Source organism: uncultured Actinomyces sp. (assembly GCF_963526355.1).
Taxonomy (GTDB): domain Bacteria; phylum Actinomycetota; class Actinomycetes; order Actinomycetales; family Actinomycetaceae; genus Actinomyces.
Window position 1 is genome coordinate 115799 of sequence record NZ_CAUROW010000001.1, and the last position, 20306, is coordinate 136104.

General features: G+C 67.3%; 18 protein-coding genes and 1 riboswitch. Of the genes, 11 read left to right on the top strand and 7 right to left on the bottom strand.

Translation table 11 applies throughout. The annotated features are described in order from the left end of the window. Positions 1-87: 87 nt before the first annotated feature. The 5 genes from RWR81_RS00470 to RWR81_RS00490 all read left to right on the top strand — a co-directional run bounded on the left by RWR81_RS00470 (position 88) and on the right by RWR81_RS00490 (position 5805). Positions 88-594, top strand: a complete 507-nt coding sequence (locus RWR81_RS00470; protein ID WP_314452826.1) for a holo-ACP synthase — start codon at positions 88-90, stop codon at positions 592-594. Between the two features lie 94 nt (positions 595-688). Further along, the gene (gene putP, locus RWR81_RS00475; protein WP_314452829.1) at positions 689-2182 is read left to right on the top strand and encodes a sodium/proline symporter PutP; all 1494 of its coding nucleotides are present in this window, start codon (positions 689-691) and stop codon (positions 2180-2182) included. Positions 2183-2203: 21 nt separating this feature from the next. Next, positions 2204-3370, top strand: coding sequence for a glycerate kinase (locus RWR81_RS00480; RefSeq protein WP_314452831.1), 1167 nt, complete (start codon positions 2204-2206; stop codon positions 3368-3370). A gap of 70 nt (positions 3371-3440) precedes the next feature. Beyond that, positions 3441-3592, top strand: a riboswitch (FMN riboswitch). A gap of 185 nt (positions 3593-3777) precedes the next feature. Continuing rightward, complete coding sequence (locus RWR81_RS00485; protein WP_314452834.1) at positions 3778-4692, top strand: ABC transporter permease; 915 nt, start codon at positions 3778-3780, stop codon at positions 4690-4692. A 63-nt stretch (positions 4693-4755) separates the two neighbouring features. Further along, positions 4756-5805: an ABC transporter substrate-binding protein gene (locus RWR81_RS00490; RefSeq protein WP_314452837.1), complete on the top strand. Its 1050-nt coding sequence runs from the start codon at positions 4756-4758 to the stop codon at positions 5803-5805. A gap of 33 nt (positions 5806-5838) precedes the next feature. Here RWR81_RS00490 and hisG read toward each other — a convergent pair whose 3' ends face one another. The 7 genes from hisG to RWR81_RS00525 form a co-directional block, all read right to left on the bottom strand. Next, the gene (gene hisG, locus RWR81_RS00495; RefSeq protein WP_314452842.1) at positions 5839-6684 is read right to left on the bottom strand and encodes an ATP phosphoribosyltransferase; all 846 of its coding nucleotides are present in this window, start codon (positions 6682-6684) and stop codon (positions 5839-5841) included. A 52-nt stretch (positions 6685-6736) separates the two neighbouring features. Further along, a complete protein-coding gene (locus tag RWR81_RS00500; RefSeq protein WP_314452843.1) occupies positions 6737-7000 on the bottom strand; it encodes a phosphoribosyl-ATP diphosphatase in 264 nt (87 codons plus the stop codon). A 76-nt stretch (positions 7001-7076) separates the two neighbouring features. After that, positions 7077-8759, bottom strand: coding sequence for a hypothetical protein (locus tag RWR81_RS00505; RefSeq protein WP_314452845.1), 1683 nt, complete (start codon positions 8757-8759; stop codon positions 7077-7079). After that, entirely contained in the window at positions 8756-9559 is an 804-nt protein-coding gene (locus RWR81_RS00510) for an ATP-binding cassette domain-containing protein (RefSeq protein ID WP_314452847.1), read from the bottom strand. Before RWR81_RS00510 ends, RWR81_RS00505 begins: the two co-directional genes overlap by 4 nt. 98 nt (positions 9560-9657) lie before the next feature. After that, positions 9658-10404 (bottom strand): response regulator transcription factor, encoded by a 747-nt coding sequence (locus RWR81_RS00515; RefSeq protein ID WP_314452851.1) that lies wholly within the window; start codon positions 10402-10404, stop codon positions 9658-9660. Then, positions 10401-11804, bottom strand: a complete 1404-nt coding sequence (locus tag RWR81_RS00520) for a histidine kinase (protein WP_314452852.1) — start codon at positions 11802-11804, stop codon at positions 10401-10403. The genes RWR81_RS00515 and RWR81_RS00520 overlap by 4 nt, the downstream gene beginning before the upstream one ends. Continuing rightward, positions 11797-12969 (bottom strand): DUF3866 family protein, encoded by a 1173-nt coding sequence (locus tag RWR81_RS00525; protein WP_314452854.1) that lies wholly within the window; start codon positions 12967-12969, stop codon positions 11797-11799. Before RWR81_RS00525 ends, RWR81_RS00520 begins: the two co-directional genes overlap by 8 nt. Positions 12970-13037: 68 nt before the next feature. On the opposite strand from RWR81_RS00525, the gene RWR81_RS00530 reads away from it, so the two are divergent. The 6 genes from RWR81_RS00530 (at position 13038) to RWR81_RS00555 (ending at position 20305) form a co-directional block, all read left to right on the top strand. Further along, positions 13038-14075, top strand: coding sequence for a WYL domain-containing protein (locus tag RWR81_RS00530; RefSeq protein ID WP_314452857.1), 1038 nt, complete (start codon positions 13038-13040; stop codon positions 14073-14075). Between the two features lie 2 nt (positions 14076-14077). Further along, positions 14078-15106 (top strand): WYL domain-containing protein, encoded by a 1029-nt coding sequence (locus RWR81_RS00535; RefSeq protein ID WP_314452860.1) that lies wholly within the window; start codon positions 14078-14080, stop codon positions 15104-15106. Positions 15107-15218: 112 nt separating this feature from the next. After that, complete coding sequence (gene tatA / locus RWR81_RS00540) at positions 15219-15482, top strand: Sec-independent protein translocase subunit TatA (protein ID WP_314452863.1); 264 nt, start codon at positions 15219-15221, stop codon at positions 15480-15482. Positions 15483-15527: 45 nt separating this feature from the next. After that, complete coding sequence (gene tatC, locus RWR81_RS00545; protein ID WP_314453191.1) at positions 15528-16349, top strand: twin-arginine translocase subunit TatC; 822 nt, start codon at positions 15528-15530, stop codon at positions 16347-16349. Positions 16350-16406: 57 nt separating this feature from the next. Further along, complete coding sequence (locus RWR81_RS00550) at positions 16407-17402, top strand: diacylglycerol kinase family protein (RefSeq protein WP_314452865.1); 996 nt, start codon at positions 16407-16409, stop codon at positions 17400-17402. Next, positions 17399-20305: a DEAD/DEAH box helicase gene (locus tag RWR81_RS00555; protein WP_314452868.1), complete on the top strand. Its 2907-nt coding sequence runs from the start codon at positions 17399-17401 to the stop codon at positions 20303-20305. The genes RWR81_RS00550 and RWR81_RS00555 overlap by 4 nt, the downstream gene beginning before the upstream one ends. Position 20306 lies beyond the last annotated feature (1 nt).

A 20306-nucleotide genomic window follows, 5' to 3' on the forward strand; every position in this document is an offset into this window, starting at 1 on the left:
GTAGAACCGGCCCTGTTTTTGCTCGCATGGACTTGTCAAAGGATTTGCGTAAATGATTCGTAAGTTTTACTTCATGAGCGTTCCATGATGACTGAGCCGCGGTTTCCGGACATGCCGAAGACTCCCCCCGGGTCAGCCGTTCTGGCAGTGGGTACGGACCTGGTACACATTTCTGACTTCGAGACTCAGCTCGATCAACCCGGCACCGTCTTCACCCAGCGGGCCTTCACTGTACGAGAGCTCCGCGAGGCCCGCCGTCGCGCGCAGGAGAAGGGATCACGCCCGGCCCAGCACCTGGCGGCCAGATGGGCGGCCAAGGAGGCGTTCGTCAAGGCCTGGAGCCAGGCTCACGCACAGTATTCAAATGGTCGCGGAAATAGTGCTTCCCCGGTTATCCTGAGCGAGGACGTCGACTGGCGCGAAGTTGAGCTTGTCACTGATCGGTGGGGACGCCCTTCCCTGCGTCTGAACGGCGCTATCGCCCATGCCGTTGAACACAGTCTTGGACAGGAGGTATCCACCCCAGAATGCTGGCCGGTTTCTCTGAGCCATGACGGTGACTATGCGGTCGCGATCGTCCTGTGTGTGCATTGAGACCGATCCTGCACAAAAATAGCGGAAACCCTGATTCTGTCGCGCGCCGCCGGCCGCGATGTATCTCGCCGCTGACTGACATGAGGACACACGAATGACTGATGTTACCTATCAAGCCATCGCGATGATCATCTACTTCGTGGCCATGCTCGCCATCGGAGGCTGGGCCTATCTGCGAACGGATAACTTCGACGACTACATGCTCGCCGATCGCGACCTCAACCCCTGGGTTGCGGCTTTGTCGGCCGGCGCCTCGGACATGTCGGGGTGGCTGCTCATGGGGCTGCCGGGTACCCTGTACGTCAGCGGCCTGGTCGAGGGATGGATCGCCGTCGGCCTGACGATCGGGGCACTGGCGAACTGGTTGCTGGTGGCTCCCCGCCTACGCGCCTACACCGAGGTCGCCAACAACTCGATCACCGTCCCGAGTTTCCTGGACAACCGCCTCCACGACACACGCCGGCTCCTGCGTTGGTCCAGTGGACTGATCATCCTAGTCTACTTCACCTTCTACGTCTCCTCCGGCATGGTGGCTGGCGGACGGTTCTTCGAGTCCTCCTTCGGGATGGACTACCACCTGGGCATGGTCATCGTCGCCGCCATCACGGTGGTCTACACGCTCATCGGCGGGTTCCTGGCCGTGTCCTACACCGACTTCATTCAGGGGCTCATGATGGTGGCCGCCCTGGTCATGGTGCCTGTCGTCGGGATCATGCACCTGGGCGGTGTGTCCAACCTCGTCAAGGCCGTATCCGAGGTCGATCCCCACTACTGGGCCGTCTGGGGATCGACGACGACGATCATCGGTGTTGTCTCGGCTCTGGCCTGGGGACTGGGCTATTTCGGTCAGCCGCATATCATCGTCCGGTTCATGGCCATCCGAAGCCCCAAGGAGGCCGTCGCCGGCGGCACCATCGGGATCGGCTGGATGCTCTTCGCGGTTCTGGGAGCAGCCGGTACCGCCATCGTCGGTGTGGCCGTCTACCAGCACGACAAGAGCCGGCTGGCGGACCCGGAAACCGTCTTCATCACGCTGGGTAAGCTGCTCTTCCACCCGCTGGTGGCCGGATTCATGCTGGCGGCGATTCTCGCTGCCATCATGTCGACGATCTCATCCCAGCTGCTCGTCACCTCATCGGCGCTCATCGAGGACCTCTACGGATCGATGAACCGCACCCGGGGCAGCGATATCAGCGGCAACCGCATGGTGCTCTACTCGCGTATGGCGGTCTTCGCTATCGCGTTGGTCGCGGCCGTCATGGCCTGGAACCCAAGCAAGACGATCCTCGATCTCGTGGCCTTCGCCTGGGCCGGTTTCGGGGCCTCCTTCGGACCGACCGTCCTGCTGTCCCTGTACTGGAAGCGCTTGAGCGCCATGGGAGCCTTCTTCGGGATGATCACCGGTGCCGCCATCGTCATGATCTGGGGCAACGTCTCCGGTGGCCCGGGCGGCATCTTCGATCTCTATGAGATCGTCCCCGGTTTCTTGGCCAACTTGGCTGTGGCCTGGGCGGTGTCCCGCACGAGCCAGCCCTCGGAGGAGATCTCCCGGGAGTTCGAGGCCGCAGTCGCCGCCTCCCGCGCGTAGTCAGGCGAGGAGGACCGTGCCGTGCCCCTGAGGATCGTCGTCGCCCCCGACTCCTTCAAGGAGTCCATGACGGCTGTCCAAGCGGCCCGGGCCATGGCGGCCGGAGCGCGAGACGCCCTGCCCTCGTGCGTGGTGGACCAGGTCCCGGTCTCTGACGGCGGGGAGGGCTTCGCCGAGGCCGTCACCGCGGCCTGGGGCTGCTCGTGGCAGGAGGTGACCACCGTCGACGCCCTGGGCCGCCCCCGAATGGCGGGTTTCGGGCTCGACGGCGATCGCGCCGTCATCGACCTGGCCTCCAGCGTGGGACTGGAGCACATCGCGCCGGGGGAGCGGGACGTCATGAGATCCTCGACCACCGGGTTGGGCCACGTCATCACCGCCTCGGTCGACGCCGGTGCCCGCTCGCTGATCATCGGCCTGGGTGGTTCGGCCTCCAACGACATGGGCCTAGGGATGCTTGTGGCGCTAGGAGCCAGGTGCCTTGACGAGCAGGGACACGAGGTTGAACCGGTGCCCGCAGAGTTCTGTCGCATTCAGCGGATTGAGGTCGAGCCGGCTCGACGGCGCCTTGAGGGTGTGAGCATCACGGTGGCCGGTGACGTGACGAATCCGCTCACGGGTCCCCACGGCGCGGCTGCCGTCTTCGGCCCGCAAAAGGGACTGACCGGGTCGGCCATTGAACAGGTCGACGGTGAGATGACGCGTCTGGCCGGCATCCTGGGCCTGAGCCGGTGGGTGTCCCATCCAGGTACTGGTGCGGCCGGCGGTGCAGCCTTCGTCCTGGCCGCCGTGCTCGGGGCAGAGATCACCGCCGGCATTGACCACCTGGCTCAGGTTGTGGGGCTGCGTGAACGACTGGAGTCAGCCGACCTGCTGATGACGGGCGAGGGGTCACTGGACAGGCAGTCCTTGGACGGCAAGGCGGTCAGCGGAGTGCTCCACCTTGCCCGGGAGTGCGGTGTGCCCTCCATGGTCTTCGCCGGGCGAGTCAGGGCTGATGCCTGGACTCGACGTCGTCTGGCCGACCTGGGAGCCCGGAGTATCGTCCAGATCTCCGATTCTTCAGAGCCGTTGGAGACGTCTCTGCAGAGGGGCCCGGATCGTCTGCGCCGGGCGGTTGCGGACGCTGTGCGTCACTGTTCTGCTGGTGACGATCACTCGGGCCACACTCCGAACAACATCCTGTGAGCGCGCGCACCACCATGGAGAAGTCATGGGGATCGTCGGCGGACCATCCACGTTGTATGATGACTGGCAGCAACGTGCTCCGGGGTCGGTGAAAGTCCGAACCGGCGGTAACAGTCCGCGACCCGCTCGTGCCCCGACTGCCTCACGCGGTCAGGAACTCAAGCGGTTGAGCCGGTGGAACTCCGGCACCGACGGTGAGAGTCCGGATGGGAGGATGCGCGTGGCGCCCAGCGGGGGGGAGACCCGCACCGCAGAATGGCGATCTCGGCTCCACGACCTCATAGGGTCGGTCGAGTCCCGGACTGCGCGGGCGCCCAGCACGTGTGTGCGCCGACCGACGGCGCACAGGCGGACCCCGGTGCAGTCCGGGGGCAATCGCTCCCGGAAGGACCCGGGAGGAGACCGCCGTGTACAGTCCCAGCCCCATCGGCGAGGTCACGCACGCCCAGTCGTTCCATGCCGCATCATCCAGCGATTCGTCTGAGCTCCCACTCTCTTCGCCGGCTTCCCCGTCCAAGCCACCGGCCCAACGCCGACGTCGTATCCGTGCCGCTGAGCGGAACGGCCCTTGGCCGGCCATCGGTTTGGGCGCCGTTCTACTGATCATCTGGCAGGTCGTCACCACTTCCGGCGCCGTCCCCGAGGTCTTCCTGCCCAGCCCTCTGGCCGTCATCGAGCGTCTGTGGCTGAGCCTGACCCAGGTAGGGCTGGGGTGGAAGGCCTGGGTAACGCTGCGTGAGGCCCTGCTCGGATGTCTTCTGGCCACTGTCTTCGCTCTTCCCCTGGCCTGGGGACTGTACCGCTGGCGACTGTTCTCACGCGCAGTCCTGCCCTACGTCGCCGCAAGCCAGGCGGTTCCCGGTGTCGCCGTAGCTCCCCTGATGGTGCTGTGGATCGGCTACGGAACCCTGCCGGTCGTGGTTCTGTGCGCCTTCATGGTGTTCTTCCCCATCACGATCACGGTGCTGCTGGGGCTGCGCAGTCTGGACACCGATGTCATGGATGCGGCTCGGCTCGACGGTGCCCACGGTCTGAGCATGCTCATCCACATGGAGCTGCCCATGGCCCTGCCCGCGATCTACACCGGGCTGCGCACCGGATTCACCCTGTCGGTTACCGGTGCGGTCGTCGGCGAGCTCATCATGGGCGGCGCGGGTCTGGGGACCGTGCTCTCCACCCAACAGAGCCGGGGTGACACCACCGGCGTGTTCGCCACGATCACACTCCTGTGCGTCCTGGCCACATCCATCCACTGGGTACTTCACGAGCTCGAGCGACGCAGTCGCACCGTGGATGCCCTGCGGGGCCGGCACGCCATCTGAGCCCTGAGCCGTCCCGCTTCCTCTCCTACCCTCAGATATCCCACGACAGTAAGGAAACCCCTCATGGCTATCTCCGACCGCGTCATCTCTCAGGCATCCCTCTCACGTCGCCACCTTCTGGCCGGCGGTCTGGTTCTGACCGGGACCGGCATACTCACCGCCTGCTCCTCGGGCACCGCCAGCCGCGCCGCCTCCGGCTCGGCTTCTGGGGGCGGCGGAGTACTGACCATCGGCCTGACCTACACGCCGAACATTCAGTTCGCCCCCTTCTACTTGGCCAAGAAGGACGGGAAGTACGCCACAGGCGTGGAGTTGCGCCACCACGGTGCGCAGGAGGGACTCTTCGACGCCCTTCAGAGCGGACAGGAGCAGCTGGTCATCGCGGGTGCCGACGAGGCGGTAGTGGCCGTCTCCAACGGGAGCGACCTCGTCGTCGTTGGTGGCTACTACCAGTCCTACCCGGCCTGCCTCATCGTGCCGGAGAGCTCCTCGATCAACACCCCCGCTGATCTCAAGGGCAAGACCGTCGGCACACCGGGACGCAAGGGGGAGACCTGGTACGCCCTCCAGCTGGCCATGGACACGGCCTCCTTGACCGAGTCCGACCTGACGATTCAGGACATCGGCTACACACAACAGGCGGCACTGGTCGGCGGCAAGGTCGATGCCGTCGTCGGATTCTCCAACAACGATGCGATCCAGGTCAGTCAGTCCGGCACGGCCGTGCGCACCATTCAGGTCGCCGATCAGGTCCCTCTCATCGGAGTCTCGCTGGTGACGACCCGCTCCGTACTGGAGTCCCGTCGCCAGGATCTTCAGTCGGCTGTCAAGGCCTCGATCGAGGGAATGACGGCGTTCGTCAAGGATCCTGACGCTGCGGTCGATGCGTCCAAGGAGCACGTGCAGGATCTGGTAGACGCCTCTCAGGCAGAGCGTGCGCGCGATGTCGCCGTGGCCACCGGCGAGCTGGTCAGTGGTGACGGCTCTCATCCCATCGGCTCGGTGCGAGTCGACGACTTCACCCCGATGATCGAGTTCCTCTCCTCCCACAAGCTCCTGGGGGAGAAGAAAACGCCCAAGGCCGCCGATGTGTGCGTGCCCCTGGGGCAGTAACCGGCGGACTCGCGGGGCGGGCGCAGCAGCCGGCTACAGCCGGCAGGCCAGCAGTGAGGAGACGAGGATGGCGCGCGCCCCGACCTCGTAGAGCTCGTCCATGACCCGGTTCATGTCCGCCCGCGGAACCATCGCGCGCACCGCCACCCAGTCGGGGTTCTGCAGCGGGGAGACGGTCGGGGACTCGATGCCGGGGGTGAGTGCCGCCGCCAGGTGCAGCTTGTTCATGGGGATGTCGTAGTCCACGAGCACGTAGGCGCGGGCGCGCAGCACCCCCTCCAGACGCCGCACGAGCGTGGCCAGCCCGGGCTCTCCGCGGAACTGCTCGGTGGTGATCAGCACCGCCTCGCTGATGAGGATCGGGGCGCCGAAGGTCTCCAGGCCGGCCGCCCGCAGCGTCGTGCCGGTCTCGACGACGTCGGCGATGAGGTCGGCCACGCCCAGCTGGACGGAGGACTCCACGGCGCCGTCGAGGTGAACGGTCTGGGCCTCCACCCCCTGGGAGGCCAGGTAGCTGCGCACCAGAACGTCGTAGGAGGTGGCCACACGGCAGCCGGCGACGTCGGCCAGGGAGCTCATCGTGCCCTTGGGGGCGGCGAAGCGGAAGGTGGAGCGGGCGAAGCCCAGGGGCAGGTGCTCGATGGCGTCGACCCCGGAGTCCAGGAGCAGGTCGCGGCCGGTGATTCCGGCGTGCACGGTGCCTTGGCCGACGTAGACGGCGATGTCGCGTGGACGCAGGAAGAACAGCTCGACGTCGTTGGTCTCATCGACGAGCACGAGCTCGCGCCCTGTGCGGCGGGTGCGGTAGCCCGCCTCGGAGAGCATGGTGATGGCGGGCTCGGACAGGGAGCCCTTGTTCGGGACGGCGATACGCAGCACGGCGGTTCCTGATCTGTGGTGAGGAGGTCGAGTAGAGGTGCGGGGCTGAGGCTTACAGGTGACGGTAGACGTCCTGGAGGCTGTAGCCCTTGGCGATCATCATGACCTGAGCGTGGTAGAGCAGCTGGCTGATCTCCTCGCAGGCGGCCTCGTCGGACTCGTGCTCGCAGGCCATCCAGGCCTCGGCGGCCTCCTCGACGAGCTTCTTGCCGATGAAGTGGACCCCGCGGTCCAGCTCCTCCACCGTCCCGGAGCCCTCGGGGCGGGTGGCCGCCTTGTGCTGCAGCTCGCTGAAAAGGTCCTCAAAGGTCTTCATGGCCCTAGGCTATCGGAAAGCCGGTGGGCCACCGACCGACTGTGGACCTCCCCGAGCCCCGAGCCGGTGGTCCGGCTCAGTCCCGGATGGCTGCCCGCCGGGCGCTGAGCATTGCCGCCGTCATCGCCAACGAGCCGATGATCAGGCTGAGGAGGACGATCTCCAGCCAGTGCCCGGGGAACTGGTGGGCGACAGCCATCCAGCCCCAGGGCGCCAGGCGCCACAGCCAGGTGGCCGCCATAACGTCGTTGCCGCCGATGAGCAGCCCCATGATGACCAGGATGACGTTGAGAACGATCGCCACGACGATCCGGCTGCTCAGAGCCACCGCCAGGCTGACGGCCGCGATCATGAAGGCGACGGCCGGCATCACGAGGAGCCCGTAGACCGGGCCGGTCACCGCCGGCAGGCTCGGGTCGGTGCGGGTCAGAGTGTCGCCGAGGACGGTCACGATCCAGGAGACGACCAGGACCGGGATGAGGAAGAGGGCGCTGAGGACCGCGGCTGAGGTCAGGATCCCGCAGGATCTCTGGCGAGTGATGAGGGTGCGCCAGGCGGGCTGGAGGCGTCCCCACACCGTGATGCCGACGAGGGCCGCGGCAACTGGCGCTCCCATGAGCTCGAGGAAGCTCTGCCCGTACCCGGGTGGATATACGGTGTGGAGGATACCCAGGAAGGCGAGCAGCAGGGTCGTCAGGACCGCCCACACGATCCAGGGCAGGACGCCGGCCATCGCCAGGACGGCACTTCGCGGCCCGGGAATACGGGCCATGCGGGTTGCAGGCGTAGCACGGAGCTGTGGGGTACTCCGGGGCAGCGACGTCGGAGCCTCCACCGGGGCCTGTTCCGAGCCGTTCTCCGGCTGAGCGTCGGTGGCCTGTCCGCCGGGAAGCAGGTCTCTGAGCCCGACGACGAACCACGCCGAGGACTCAGCACTCGCAGATGTGCCGCCGAGAACGGCCAGGCCGGTACCGGCCAGCGTCAGGGCGGCTGTCAGCAGGAACCCGGGCAGGAGCGGATATCCCCACACCGGCGAGTCCGCCTCGAGCAGCACACTGCTACCGTGAACACCCAGCAGGGGCAACGGGACCCTGGCCGTCCAGGCCCACGGGAGCATCCACCAGTCACTCCGCTCGGCCTGGACCACACCCACCACGGACCAGACAAAGCCGAGGACAGGGGCGATCCCGACGGCGATGACTCGCAGCACGCGGAATGCTGCCATGCCCCAGGCACAAGCCCCGGTGACGACGATCCACATGTAGGTGGCGAACAGCAGGTACCTGTCCCAGGGGCCCCAGCCGCTGCCAACGATAAGAGCGTGCCCCACCACCGGGGCGACCAGTGCCACCTGGCAGGCCAGCGCGGACAGGCTCAGTACTACGAGGCGGGCAGCCGCCACCCGGCACGGCTCGACGGCGCGCCAGGCCGTTCCGCCCTGACGCCACCTCCGCTCACGCCACTGGGCCATCACCCCGGTCAGCAGCCCCAGAGGCACCGCGAAGGCCCCGGCATACATATGCATCCACGCCAGAGCATTGCCGTTCCACTGGAGCTCCTTGACCACGCCTGAGGAGATCGAGGCGTTCGCCAGGATGATGGTGTGAACGGTGAAGATGAGGGTCGCCCCGATGACGCCCCAGGTGAAGGTGCGCCGGCTGCGGGTGAGCTCGGCGCGCACCAGGTCCCACAGGCTTACCCTCACTTCTGCCTTCCCCTGCACCTTCACCCGAGTCTGCGGCTGCGCAACGGTGCTCATGCGCCGACCTCCATCCCGGTGCGGCGTCCGCTTCCAGTGACCGCCGCCAGGAAGGCCTTTTCCATGGCCCGCTCGTCATCGGCGTCGGCGAAGTCGACCAACGGACCCTCGTAGACGAGGCGGCCGGTTGCCAGGACCCCGATGTCGTCGCTCATGCGGGCGATCTCGCCGAGCTGGTGGCTGGAGACGACGACGGTGCGGCCCTCATCGGCCAGGTCCCGCACGAGATCGCGCAGCTCGATGATGCCCTGGGGGTCCAGCCCGTTCTGAGGCTCGTCAAGGATGAGGACCTCCGGGTCAGTCAGAAGCGCCATGGCCAGGGACAGGCGCACCTTCATACCCGTGGAGAAGGATCCGGCACGCTTTCTACCGACCCCGGCCAGCCCCACACGCTCCAAGAGCGGGTCGATCGTCGCCGGGGAGGTGCCGGTCAGGCGGCAGTGGACGAGCAGGTTGCGCCGTGCGGACAGCTGGGGGAAGAGCGCGGGACCGTTGATGGAGGCCCCCACATGGGCCAGGCTGCGCCGGCAGAACGGAGCGCCCTGGATCTCCACACGGCCGGCGTCGGGCTTGAGCAGTCCCAGAGCGATGTTGAACGCGGTCGACTTGCCGGCGCCGTTGAGACCGAGCAGCCCGTAGACACGGCCGGGATAGGCCGACAGGTCGAGGTCAGTGAGGACCCTCTGGCGACCGAAGGACTTCGAGACCCCGGAGAGCCTCAACCCGGGGGCGAGGCCGGTAGCGTGCGTAGAGGAGGGGAGAGGTGATGCCGTAGTGGTGGCTGTGTGGGGAGATGTCATGGCCCTATGCTCGTGCGCGACGGTACCGCGGCGGATCCCCACCAGGGATACAGCCCGTACTCGCCACCACGGCCCCGTCTCCTCCCTGGGGAGGAGGACTACTGTGGCTGGACGAGCCCGGTGGTCAGCGCATAGATGACGAGCTCGACCCGGTTGTGGCAGCCGGTCTTGCCCAGGATCGTCTTGACATGGGACTTGACCGTCGACTCCGCAACATGGAGCCGTTCGCCGATCTGGGCATTGCTCAGCCCTCGGCACACGAGGGCCAGGACGGCGTCCTCCCGCCCGGTCAAGGGCTCGTAGGGGCCCGACGGTGCCCCCACAACGGGCACGGCGCCGTCAGTCGGTCCCGACGGCGAAGTCGGTGGCTGCGCAGTATCCGGTCCGGTACCTGCATCAAGGTGTGCCAGAACGGTGCCGGTGACGGCCGGGTCCAACCAGGACCCGCCGCGGGCGACGACGCGGACCGCCTCCAGCAGCGTCGTCGGCTCGGCGTCCTTGAGGAGGAATCCGTGGGCGCCGGCGCCCAGCGCCGCCAGGACGAGGTCCTCGTCGTCGAAGGTCGTCAGGACCAGGACCCGCAAGGAGGCGGTGGCCGGTGCGGCGCGCAGCTCACGAATGGCACTGATCCCGTCCAGGACCGGCATCCGCAGGTCCATGAGCACCAGGTCGGTACTGCCTTGAGGAGCTCCGGCTCGGGCATTGAGTCGGTCGACAGCCTCGCGCCCGTTGACGGCCTCCAGAACGACCTCCATGTCGGGTTGCGCGTCCACAAGGGCGCTGAAGGCGCTCACCAGCAGCGGCTGGTCGTCGACGACGGCAACCTTGATCGTGCTAGGGGTCATCTGGAGTCTCCTAGTCCTGTCTCACCGGTCATCTCGCCGGAGTTCTGGTCCGGATCCGTAGCGCTCGCGGGCAGCTCGAGCGGCACCACAGGAAAGTCGACGTCAAGGGTGAAGAAGCTGCTGCCCTCGTCATCGTGCTGAACGCCGTGGGACATGGTTCCGCCCACGAGCCTGAGTCGCTCCTCCAGACCGACGAGCCCGCTGCCTCCGAACAGCGAGTGCTCCACCGCCTCGGACACCGGGTTGGACACGTGAAGATGGCACGATGACGGAGCCAGCATCAGGCTCAGCTCGATCTGACCGGATCCGTGTCTGACAGCGTTGGTAAGCGCCTCTCCAACGAGCCGGACGAGGGTGAGCCGCTGTATCGCCGACCATCCCTCGTTGCAGCGCTCCAGCACTCCCGGCCCCGGCAGCACGGCATTGATACGGGTACCTGATCCTCGGGTCGTCTCGATGAGCACGGGGATGGTGCACAGGTCCGCCAGCGGGGTGATGTCGCCGGCGTCGGAGCGCAGGACAGAGACGAGTCGGCGTACGGAGGTCAGGGAGTCGTCAGCCGTATCGCGCACGGTGGTCAGGGTGCTGCGCAGTCGTTCCTCACCGCCCAGGGCCAGGCCGGTGGCGGCCTGCACCTTGATCGTGGTGAGACTGTGGCCCACAAGGTCGTGGAGCTCACGGGCCAGGCTGAGGCGCTCGGCCGCAACCGCCTGGGCCGCGGCGATGCCGACGTCGCGGGCCTGGTTCTCGGCGATTCGCCTCCGGGAGGAGGCCAGCAGGTAGGTGAGTACCACGGCACCGACGAAGACTAGGCTGGTGAGTGTTCTGATCAGAAGGATGGTCCCGTCCCAGCCGGAGCCAGCCGTGGGATCGGCGCTGGATCCGTGAGCCCTGGAGTAGCTGGCGAGGGTGACCGGGTTGACCAGGGCGCCGGCCAGAGCCAGCAGAAGCGCCGCCGTACCCCAGCGCCGGTCGGGCTCCCAGCGGGTGACGGTGTAGAGGCCGGTGACCGCCGTGGCGATGATCGGGCTGAGGCCGAGATTGACCGGGGAGAGGACCACGAGGATCGCATAGGCCGCGAGCAGGGCGTAGGTCGCGATGAAGGAGACACGCAGGAAACGAAGCCTGCCGAACTGCACCAGCGCCAGTGCCAGACACAGGGCGAAGTCCGCGATGTAGACGGCGTAGGCGCCGAAGCGGAGGATGAAGGTGGCCGATTCGAGGGCGAAGATGAGGAAGACGGCGCCCAGGGCCACGTCCACGACTGGGACGGCGTATCGCGACCAGCGGCTTCCTCGCGTCGGTACGGTGCGGAGACGGGCGCGCCAGTCGTAGGCCGCAGACAGGTTCGTCGCTAGTGGCAACACCGCTTCATCAACCGGCGCAGCTAAGTCAGCCATGCACCGCCTCCGCATCCAGGATCCGGCGCACATGGCGACCGGCCGCGGCCGCGGCGATGAAGGCGGCCGTGTCCTCGTCCAAACCTCGCCGCATCGTGGACAGCCTCACACCGGTCTCCGCCTCGGCCGCGCGCAGCAGCTCCATGAGCCCGTCGGCGGGGACCTCGACGAGCCGGTGCTGCCCGGTGCCCGGCCGCGGCTCGCACAGGACCTCAGCCTCCCGACGCACCTGCGCTCCCAGTACCCCTTCCAGGAGAGGGACGACGACGTCGGCCCCCGCCAGCGCGACCCGCCCGTAGGCCGTCATCGAGTGGTGGGAGATACCCAGGTGACGGGGGCGGGCATCGGCCTGGGAGACACGCAGGCAGGCCACCGGGTGCCCGCCCAGCGCGGCGACGGCGTTGATCGCGTCCCCGCAGGCCACCCCGGAGAACCCCCAGGGTGTCTCGGTGCCCAGGTTCCCGGGCCCCTGGATGACGATGGCGGCATCGGCGTGCAGGACGTGCCGGGCCGCCAGGAGCGCGTTGTGGATGCTGACCGCCTCGATGTCACCGCCCCAGGCCTGTCCAGCCGTCACGGTCCCGGCCAGCCAGCCGGCCTCGCTCAGAGCGGCCACGAGGCGGGAGTAGGCCAGGGGCAGAGCACCGCCGTCGGTCATGACGTAGACGACGCGCGGCTGCCTCACACCGTCGGGGGAGCGCAGCCCGGCGAGCACCGCCGGCAGGCTCGAGTGCAGGTCGGCCACCACCACCGGCATCCCCTCCAGGTCGAGGTCGCCGATCGGCTGGGACAGCAGGTCGTGGTGGGTGGTGCCCTGCTCGTCGACGCCGGTGACCATGACCTGGTCGGGCATGTAGCGGGCCTTGACGAGGTGCCCCTCGCGCGGTGGGTCGGCGGGAAGGACGTCCAGGCGAGCACTGACCATGGCGTGCCCTCCCGTGCCCAGGGCGCGGTCGAGGGCTGAGACCTCCAGCCTCACCCGCTCCCCAACGGTGGGCGCGCCGATGAGGGCCTCGTAGGCGACTGCGCGGACATGCTGACCAGGAAGCAGACTGATCGCACCATCCGGGGCCCTCGTGATCTCAACCTTCAGCTCTGCGCAGGAGCGCCCCGCGGAACCCCATATCTTCCTGGTCCCGGTCACTACGCCGTCGCGCCACATCATGGCGGCAGAGTATCGGGGTACGCGCGTCACAAGCCGCAGGCCGTCCGATTCTCCTAGGCTGGGGCACCGTGAGCCAGCAGACCCGCAGTACTGAGGAGCGCCTGGTGAGCCTCCTGCTCACTCTGCGCAACACCGCCACCGGGCTCAGCGCCGAGGAGCTCGTGGCCGGTGTGCCGGGATACACTTCGAGCAGTCAGGCCACCAATCCGATCTCAGCCCGCCGCAAGCTTGAGCGGGACAAGGACACACTGCGCGAACTCGGCGTCAAGGTGACCACCACCGGTGATCCCGATGAGCCCCGTTATCGGATTGACGAAGAGGACTACATCCTGCCGTCGCTGCACCTGAGCGCCGAACAGGCCGCTTGCCTGAGTTTGGCCGCCTCCGCCTGGCGCGACGGCGACCTGCCCGCCACCGCCCGGCGGGCACTGACCAAGTTACGGGCCGTCAGTGAGGGCTCTGCAGGAAGCAGCTCCACGGAGCTGCCAACCCTTACCGCGGACCTGTCTGGAGATGAGATCCCCGAGGTGCTCGTGGCCGCGGTCGATGAACGTCGTATAGTCACCTTCGACTACGCATCCGCTCGCTCGGGCAGTACCCGGGCCCGTACCGTCGAGCCCCACCATCTGCGCCTGGCCGAGGGCGCCTGGTACCTCGACGCCATCGAGCTCCCCACCGCCCCTGACGCAGAAGACGTCATGGACTCAAAGAAGCCAGAAGGAACCGAGATCGTGCTGCGAACTTTTCGCCTGGCCCGTATCACCGGGCCGGTCGCTGTCCACAGCCATCCCGGAGCCTTCACCCGGCTGCCCGCCAACGTTCCCACCCGCCGACGCGCTCTCATCGCCGCGATCCCAGGCAGGGCCCTGGGGCTGCGCCTGGCCGGGGCGCATCTCGATCCGACCCAGCCCTCGCATGTCGAGCTGCCCGCGCACTTGATGGGACGCGACCTCATCGCTGTGGAGTATGAGGATCCCTTCTCCTTCGCCGGAACCGTCGCCGCCTTCGGGGACGCCGCAGTGGTCCTCTCCCCGGTCGCCTTGCGTCAAGCGGTTCTCGCCCACCTGCGAGGCGTTGCTGCGCTGGCCGTACCAGGAGGGAACTGACGATGCCTCGTGTTCCCGCCTCCCACCGGCTCACTCGGCTGCTCGCCCTGTCCGCCTGGGTCACGGACAACCCCGGTGTCTCCATCAAGGAGGCCGCCGAGCACTTCGGCGTCACCCCTGCTGTCATTGAGCGGGACGTCAACACGCTATGGGTCTCCGGCCTGCCTGGTGGACTGCACGGGGACCTCGTGGACTTCGATGCCGCCGACTTCGACGCCGGTCGCCTGCGGCTCGCAGAGCCGCTGGGGCTGGATCGTCCACTTCGTCTGACCCGTCAGGAGGCGATCTCCCTGCTCCTGGCCCTCAGGGTCCTCGCCGACCTGCTGTCCGACGACGATGCCTCCGCCGCAGTACTCTCCTCCACCCAACGTGCGATCTCCGCGCTGCTCACCACCGGCGCTCCCGTTGACGATGCCGCAGCACGAGCCGGATTCTCATCCGGTCCGGTTGCCGACCACCACGACCATTCCGGCAACCCCGGCCGTACGGCTCAGGTCCTGGCCGCCGTGCGCTCCGCACTGCAGGACAAGCGCCGCCTTCACCTGGCCTACGTCTCCGCCACCGACACCCGCTCCGAGCGCGATGTCGACCCCATCACCTTGGAAAGTGATGGATCACATATGGCCCTCGTGGCCTGGTGCCTCAGCGCCAAGGCCGAGCGCAGCTTTCGGCTGGACCGGATCGAGTCGGTCCAGGTTCTCGACGTCCCAGCAATCCGGCATCGCACCTCGCGTGCCAAGAAACGGCATGACACCAGTCGGCCTGAGGGGGACAGGCCCCGTGCCACACTGACTCTGCGCCCAACGGGACGTTGGCTCGTGGAGCAGATTCCATGCATCTCCCAGAAGGAGACCACGGAGGGTGGGCTCAAGGTCGTTGTCGAGGGGCGCGACCGCACCTGGCTCATCGGTCTGGTCCTCTCAGTCGGCCGCCATCTCATCGCCGTCGAGCCCGACAACCTCGCCCAAGACGCCGTCGATGCTGCCAAACAGGCTTTGACCTGGTACGACACCAATTCTGAAGGGTGTTGATGCCGGATCCGTCCGCCTTGGGGAGAACCGGCGGAGCGGTCGTTCAGAGGCGCCCGCCGGGAAGGCTACACTCAGCCGGTATCGAAAGCCCCTACCATCTAGGAGTAGCGCCATGCGATTTCAAGTCTGGCACATGATCGTTCTGCTTGTTCTTGTGCTGATCGTCTTCGGTTCCAGCAAGCTTCCGGACATTGCCAAGAGTGTCGGCCAGTCCATGAAGGTCTTCAAGAAGGAGATCAAGGAGCTGCGCGACGATGACTCCAAGGAGGGGCAGGCCCAGCTCCAGCAGCAGCCTCAGGAGGGCACGTACTACACGGAACCCACCCAGTCCGGTCAGGCTGCTCAGCAGAATACTGAGGGGTCATCCCAGAAGTGACGCTGTCCGGCGATAGCCGGTGGCTCGAAGTCGAAGGAGGCCATGGTGCCCAAGCTACCTCGTATCAGGCGATCGAGGCGCAAGGACAATCCAGAGGCGCGCATGTCCATCGGGGACCACTTGCGCGAGCTGCGCAACCGGCTCTTCATCTCGGCCCTGGGCGTCGTGGTCATGTCGGTCGTGGGCTATCTGGTCTATGAGCAGGCCTTTTCCCTCATCACTCGCCCAATCGAGGCAGCCAATGCTCACGGCGCCAATCTCACTTTGAACTTCGACACGATTCTGGCCTCTTTCGACATGAGGCTCAAGGTCTCGATCTGGCTTGGTGTCCTGTTCTCTGCTCCGCTGTGGATGTACGAGTTCTGGGCCTTCGTAGGGCCGGGGATGACCCGCAAGGAGAAGATCTACACCTGGACCTATGGCGTTATAGGACTCCTGTTGTTCTCCGCCGGCGCGGCCCTGGGCATGTGGGTGATGCCGCACGCGGTCGCCATCCTCACCGGTTTCATTCCCTCCGGCCCCACTGCAGGGCTTATCAATGCAGGTGTCTACCTGTCCTTCGTCATGCGGCTCGTCCTCGTCTTCGGATTAGCCTTCCTCCTGCCCGAACTCCTCGTGGCCCTCAACATGCTAGGGATCATGAAGGGCACAACGATGCTCAAGGGCTGGCGCTGGGCCGTCGTCGGGATCTTCACCTTCATGGCCTTCGCCAATCCGCTACCGGATCCCTGGTCCATGATCTTCATGGCGCTTCCCATCACCGGTTTGTACTTCCTGGCCTGCTTCATTTCTATCCGGCATGACAAGCGGGTCGAGAAGAAGCGCGCCGAGCTCGACGCCGAGTTGGAGGCCGCACTGGCCGATTAGCACCCGGCGCTGTCGGGACCCGCTGTTCCTCCCACTGCTTTCTCGCTACTTTTCTTCATGCGTATCGCCCTACTTTCCAATCCATCCTCAGGCCGTGGGCGTCACTCGGCTGCCGACGAGGTTGCCCGCAGAGTCCTACGTGAGGCCGGGCACGAGGTCCTCCATGTACGCGGCAGCTCGTATGAACAGTCGCGTCACGCCGGCAAGGCTCTCCTTGAGGACGGATCGAGCCACGGGGTCGAGGCTCTGGTCGTCGTTGGTGGAGACGGCATGGTGCACCTGGGAGTGGACATCGTCGCCACAACGGGTGTGCCGCTGGGCATCGTTGCCACCGGAACCGGCAACGACATCGCCAGGCACTTCGATCTGCCCAGCCGGGATGCCGCCGCCTCCGCCCACATCATCAACCAAGCGTTGTCCGGCAATGGCGCCGTCATAGCGACCGACGCGATCTACGCCTCCCGCCCCGACGGCACTCTTCTCGCCCCGCAGCGGCGCTGGTCCCTGGCCGTGGTGAGCGCCGGCTTAGATGCCGCCGTCAACGCCCGCGCCAACACCCTGACCTGGCCGGCCCGCGAGGGACGCTACGTGCGCGCCTTCACGGCCGAGCTCGCGGCGCTGGCACCCTACGGCTACCGAGTCACCACCGACGAGGGCACCTGGGAGGGGCCCGCGCTGCTGCTGGCAGCCGCCAACACCCGCTACATCGGTGGTGGCATGGACCTGGCGCCGCATGCCGACCCCACCGACGGTCTGCTCGAGGTTCTGCGCCTGGATCCCGTAGGCCGCCCCCACCTGGTGTCGCTGTTCTCTCGGCTCTTCAAGGGAACGCACTTGACTGACTCGGCCGTCCATATCGAGCGCAGCCGTGTCGTCACCATCGAAGCGCTGGACGAGCGCACCGGCCGTGATCGGGGTCTGCGTCCTCCTCCGCACCCCTTTGCCGATGGCGAGCCCCTGGCCGAACTGCCCCTGCGGCTCGAGGCCGTCCCCGACGCCGTACGGCTACTCCTGGCGGCCCAGGACGACTTGAGCCCTAGAGTGTGCCCATGAGCTCACCAGCCGAGCGTTACGCCGCATCTCGCCGTCGACAGGCCACAGCCAGCAGCGAGCTCACCCGTTTCGCCCGAGGTTATGACTTCCCCCTCGACCCGTTCCAGGAGGAGGCCTGCACGGCCATCGAAAGAGGAGAAGGCGTCCTCGTCGCAGCGCCGACCGGAGCCGGCAAGACGGTCGTGGGGGAGTTCGCCGTCCACCTGGGCCGGGCCCAGGGCCTCAAGACCTTCTACACCACGCCGATCAAGGCACTGAGCAACCAGAAGTATCTGGATCTCGTCGCCCGGCACGGCGAGGATCAGGTGGGGCTGCTCACCGGTGACACCTCGGTCAACCCCCGCGCAGACGTGGTGGTGATGACCACCGAGGTGCTCCGCAACATGCTCTACTCGGACTCCCGTGACCTGGATCGGCTGGGATTCGTGGTCATGGACGAGGTCCACTACCTGGCCGACCGCTTCCGCGGACCGGTATGGGAGGAGGTCATCATTCACCTTCCGACCGGGGTTCAGGTGATCTCCCTGTCCGCCACGGTCTCCAACGCCGAGGAGTTCGGCGACTGGCTCGGCCAGGTGCGGGGAAAGACCGCTGTCGTCGTCTCCGAGAAGCGCCCCGTCCCACTGACCCAGCACATGATGGTCGGGCGCCGGCTCCTGCCCCTCTACTCATGCCCAGCGGATGACGCAGAAGCCGCTGAGAGCGCCAACACGGTGCAGTCGGGACAGACGGGGCAGCCCCCGATCAGTCCCGAGTTGCTCAAGGCCGTCAAGCAGGCCCGGCGCGCCGCCGCCTCCGGTGGCGACTCCACCCGAGGTTCACAACCCTGGAAGCGTCCAGCGCGTGGCACGCGCGCACCTCGCCGCGGAGAGGGCGGAGCTCGCACAGCTAGGCTGAAACCGCCCTCGCGGCTGCAGGTCGTCACGGCCCTGGAGGGGGCACGACTACTGCCTGCGATCGTCTTCGTCTTCTCCCGAGCCGGTTGCGAGCAGGCCGTTCACCAGGTGGTGAGCGCCGGGGTGGATCTGACCACCGAGGCCGAGACGGCGCGGATCCGGGAAGTCATCGAGCGGCGCACCGCCGACATCCCCGCCGGAGACCTGGGAGTCCTCGGCTTCCACTTCTGGGCCCACGCCCTGGAACGTGGCGTCGCGGCCCACCACGCAGGACTGCTGCCGGTGTTCAAGGAGACGGTGGAGGAGCTCTTCAGCGCGGGCCTGGTCAAGGTCGTCTACGCCACCGAGACCCTGGCACTGGGGATCAACATGCCCGCCCGCACCGTGGTCCTGGAGTCACTGCGCAAGTGGAACGGGTCGGCCCATGTCGCTCTCAGCCCGGGGGAGTACACCCAGCTGACGGGGCGGGCCGGACGCCGCGGCATCGACGTCGAGGGCCACGCCGTCGTCCTGGCCGCCGACGACGTCGAGCCGGCCACGGTCTCCTCCTTGGCCTCCCGGCGCACCTACCCGCTGGTCTCCGCCTTCCGACCGACCTACAACATGGCCGTCAACCTGCTCGAGCGCATGTCGCGGGCACGGGTGCGTGAAGTGCTCGAGGAGTCCTTCGCCCAGTTCCAGGCCGACCGCGGCGTCGTCGAGCTGGCCGCCCAGGCGCGCCGCAAGCGCCGCAGCCTGAAGTCCCTGGAGAAGGACATGACCTGCCGCCTGGGCGACTTTCGTGAGTACGCGGCCCTGCGCCAGGCCATCGCCGACGCCGAGGCAGACCTGTCTCGGGACAAGGCCTCCACGCGTCGCAACGAAACGGGACGGGCCATGAGCGCGCTGGGGCGCGGCGACGTCGTCGTCTTTCGCAAGGGCCGACGCCACCGCCACGGCATCGTCCTCGAGGCCGGTGCCGACCGCACCGGGACACCCACCCTCACGGTACTGGGGGAGGACTCGCGAGTGGTCGCGCTGACCCCGGACACGACGCCGGACGGTGTCATGCGGGTGGGCGCGCTGAGGGTGGCCGAATCGGTGGACCCGCACCGGCCCAGAGACCGGGACCGGCTCGTCCAGCGCCTGGTGGACGCCCTGCGTTCCGGAGACCTGGAGAGCAGGACGAGGCGCACACGAACCCGCTCGGGCCGCGCGCAGGCCCGCCGCAACAGCGCGATTGAGAACCTCGAGCGCTTGCGCCACGAAATGCGCTCCCACCCCTGCCACGGGTGCCCCGACCGGGAGGAGCACGCCAGGATCGGCCGCAAGTGGTCGCGGGCACGGGCCGAGGCCGAGCGCCTGCAGCGACGCATTGAGACCCGTACCGGCACCATCGCCCGCCTCTTCGACGCCGTGTGCGAGGTGCTGCTCGAGCTGGGCTATCTGCGCCCGGTGGACCGGGGCCACCCGGAGCGGGAACTGCGGGTCACCAGCGCCGGCAAGGCCCTGGCACGGATCTACGCCGAGCGGGACCTGCTCATCGCAGAGTGCTTGAGCGCGGGTATTTTCGCGGACCTCAGCGCCGCTGAGCTCGCTGGGGCCCTGAGTGCCTGTGTCTACGAGCCGCGGTTGAGCGCCCAGTCGATCGGGCTACCAGTGGCGCCCGGATCCCGCCTCGGCCAGTGCCTGCGCGCACAGTTGGGGGTCTCGCACCGGATTCACGATCTGGAGTCCCTGGCCCGCATCGAGGCATCCTCGGGCGCAGAGCCGGCGCTGGCCGGGTCCGTCCAGGCCTGGTGCGATGGCGCGCAGTTGGCGGACATCCTGAATACTACTGAGCTGACGGCCGGGGACTTCGTGCGCTGGTGCAAGCAGCTGCTCGACGTCGTCGGCCAGATCGCCAGTCTCTCACCACCGTCGGATGCCGCCCCCGAGCAGGCGAGAGCCGTCACCGAGCTGTCCCTGCGAGCCGCCGAGGCCTCCTTGGACCTCAACCGGGGAGTGGTCAGCTGGTCCGCCGTCTGAT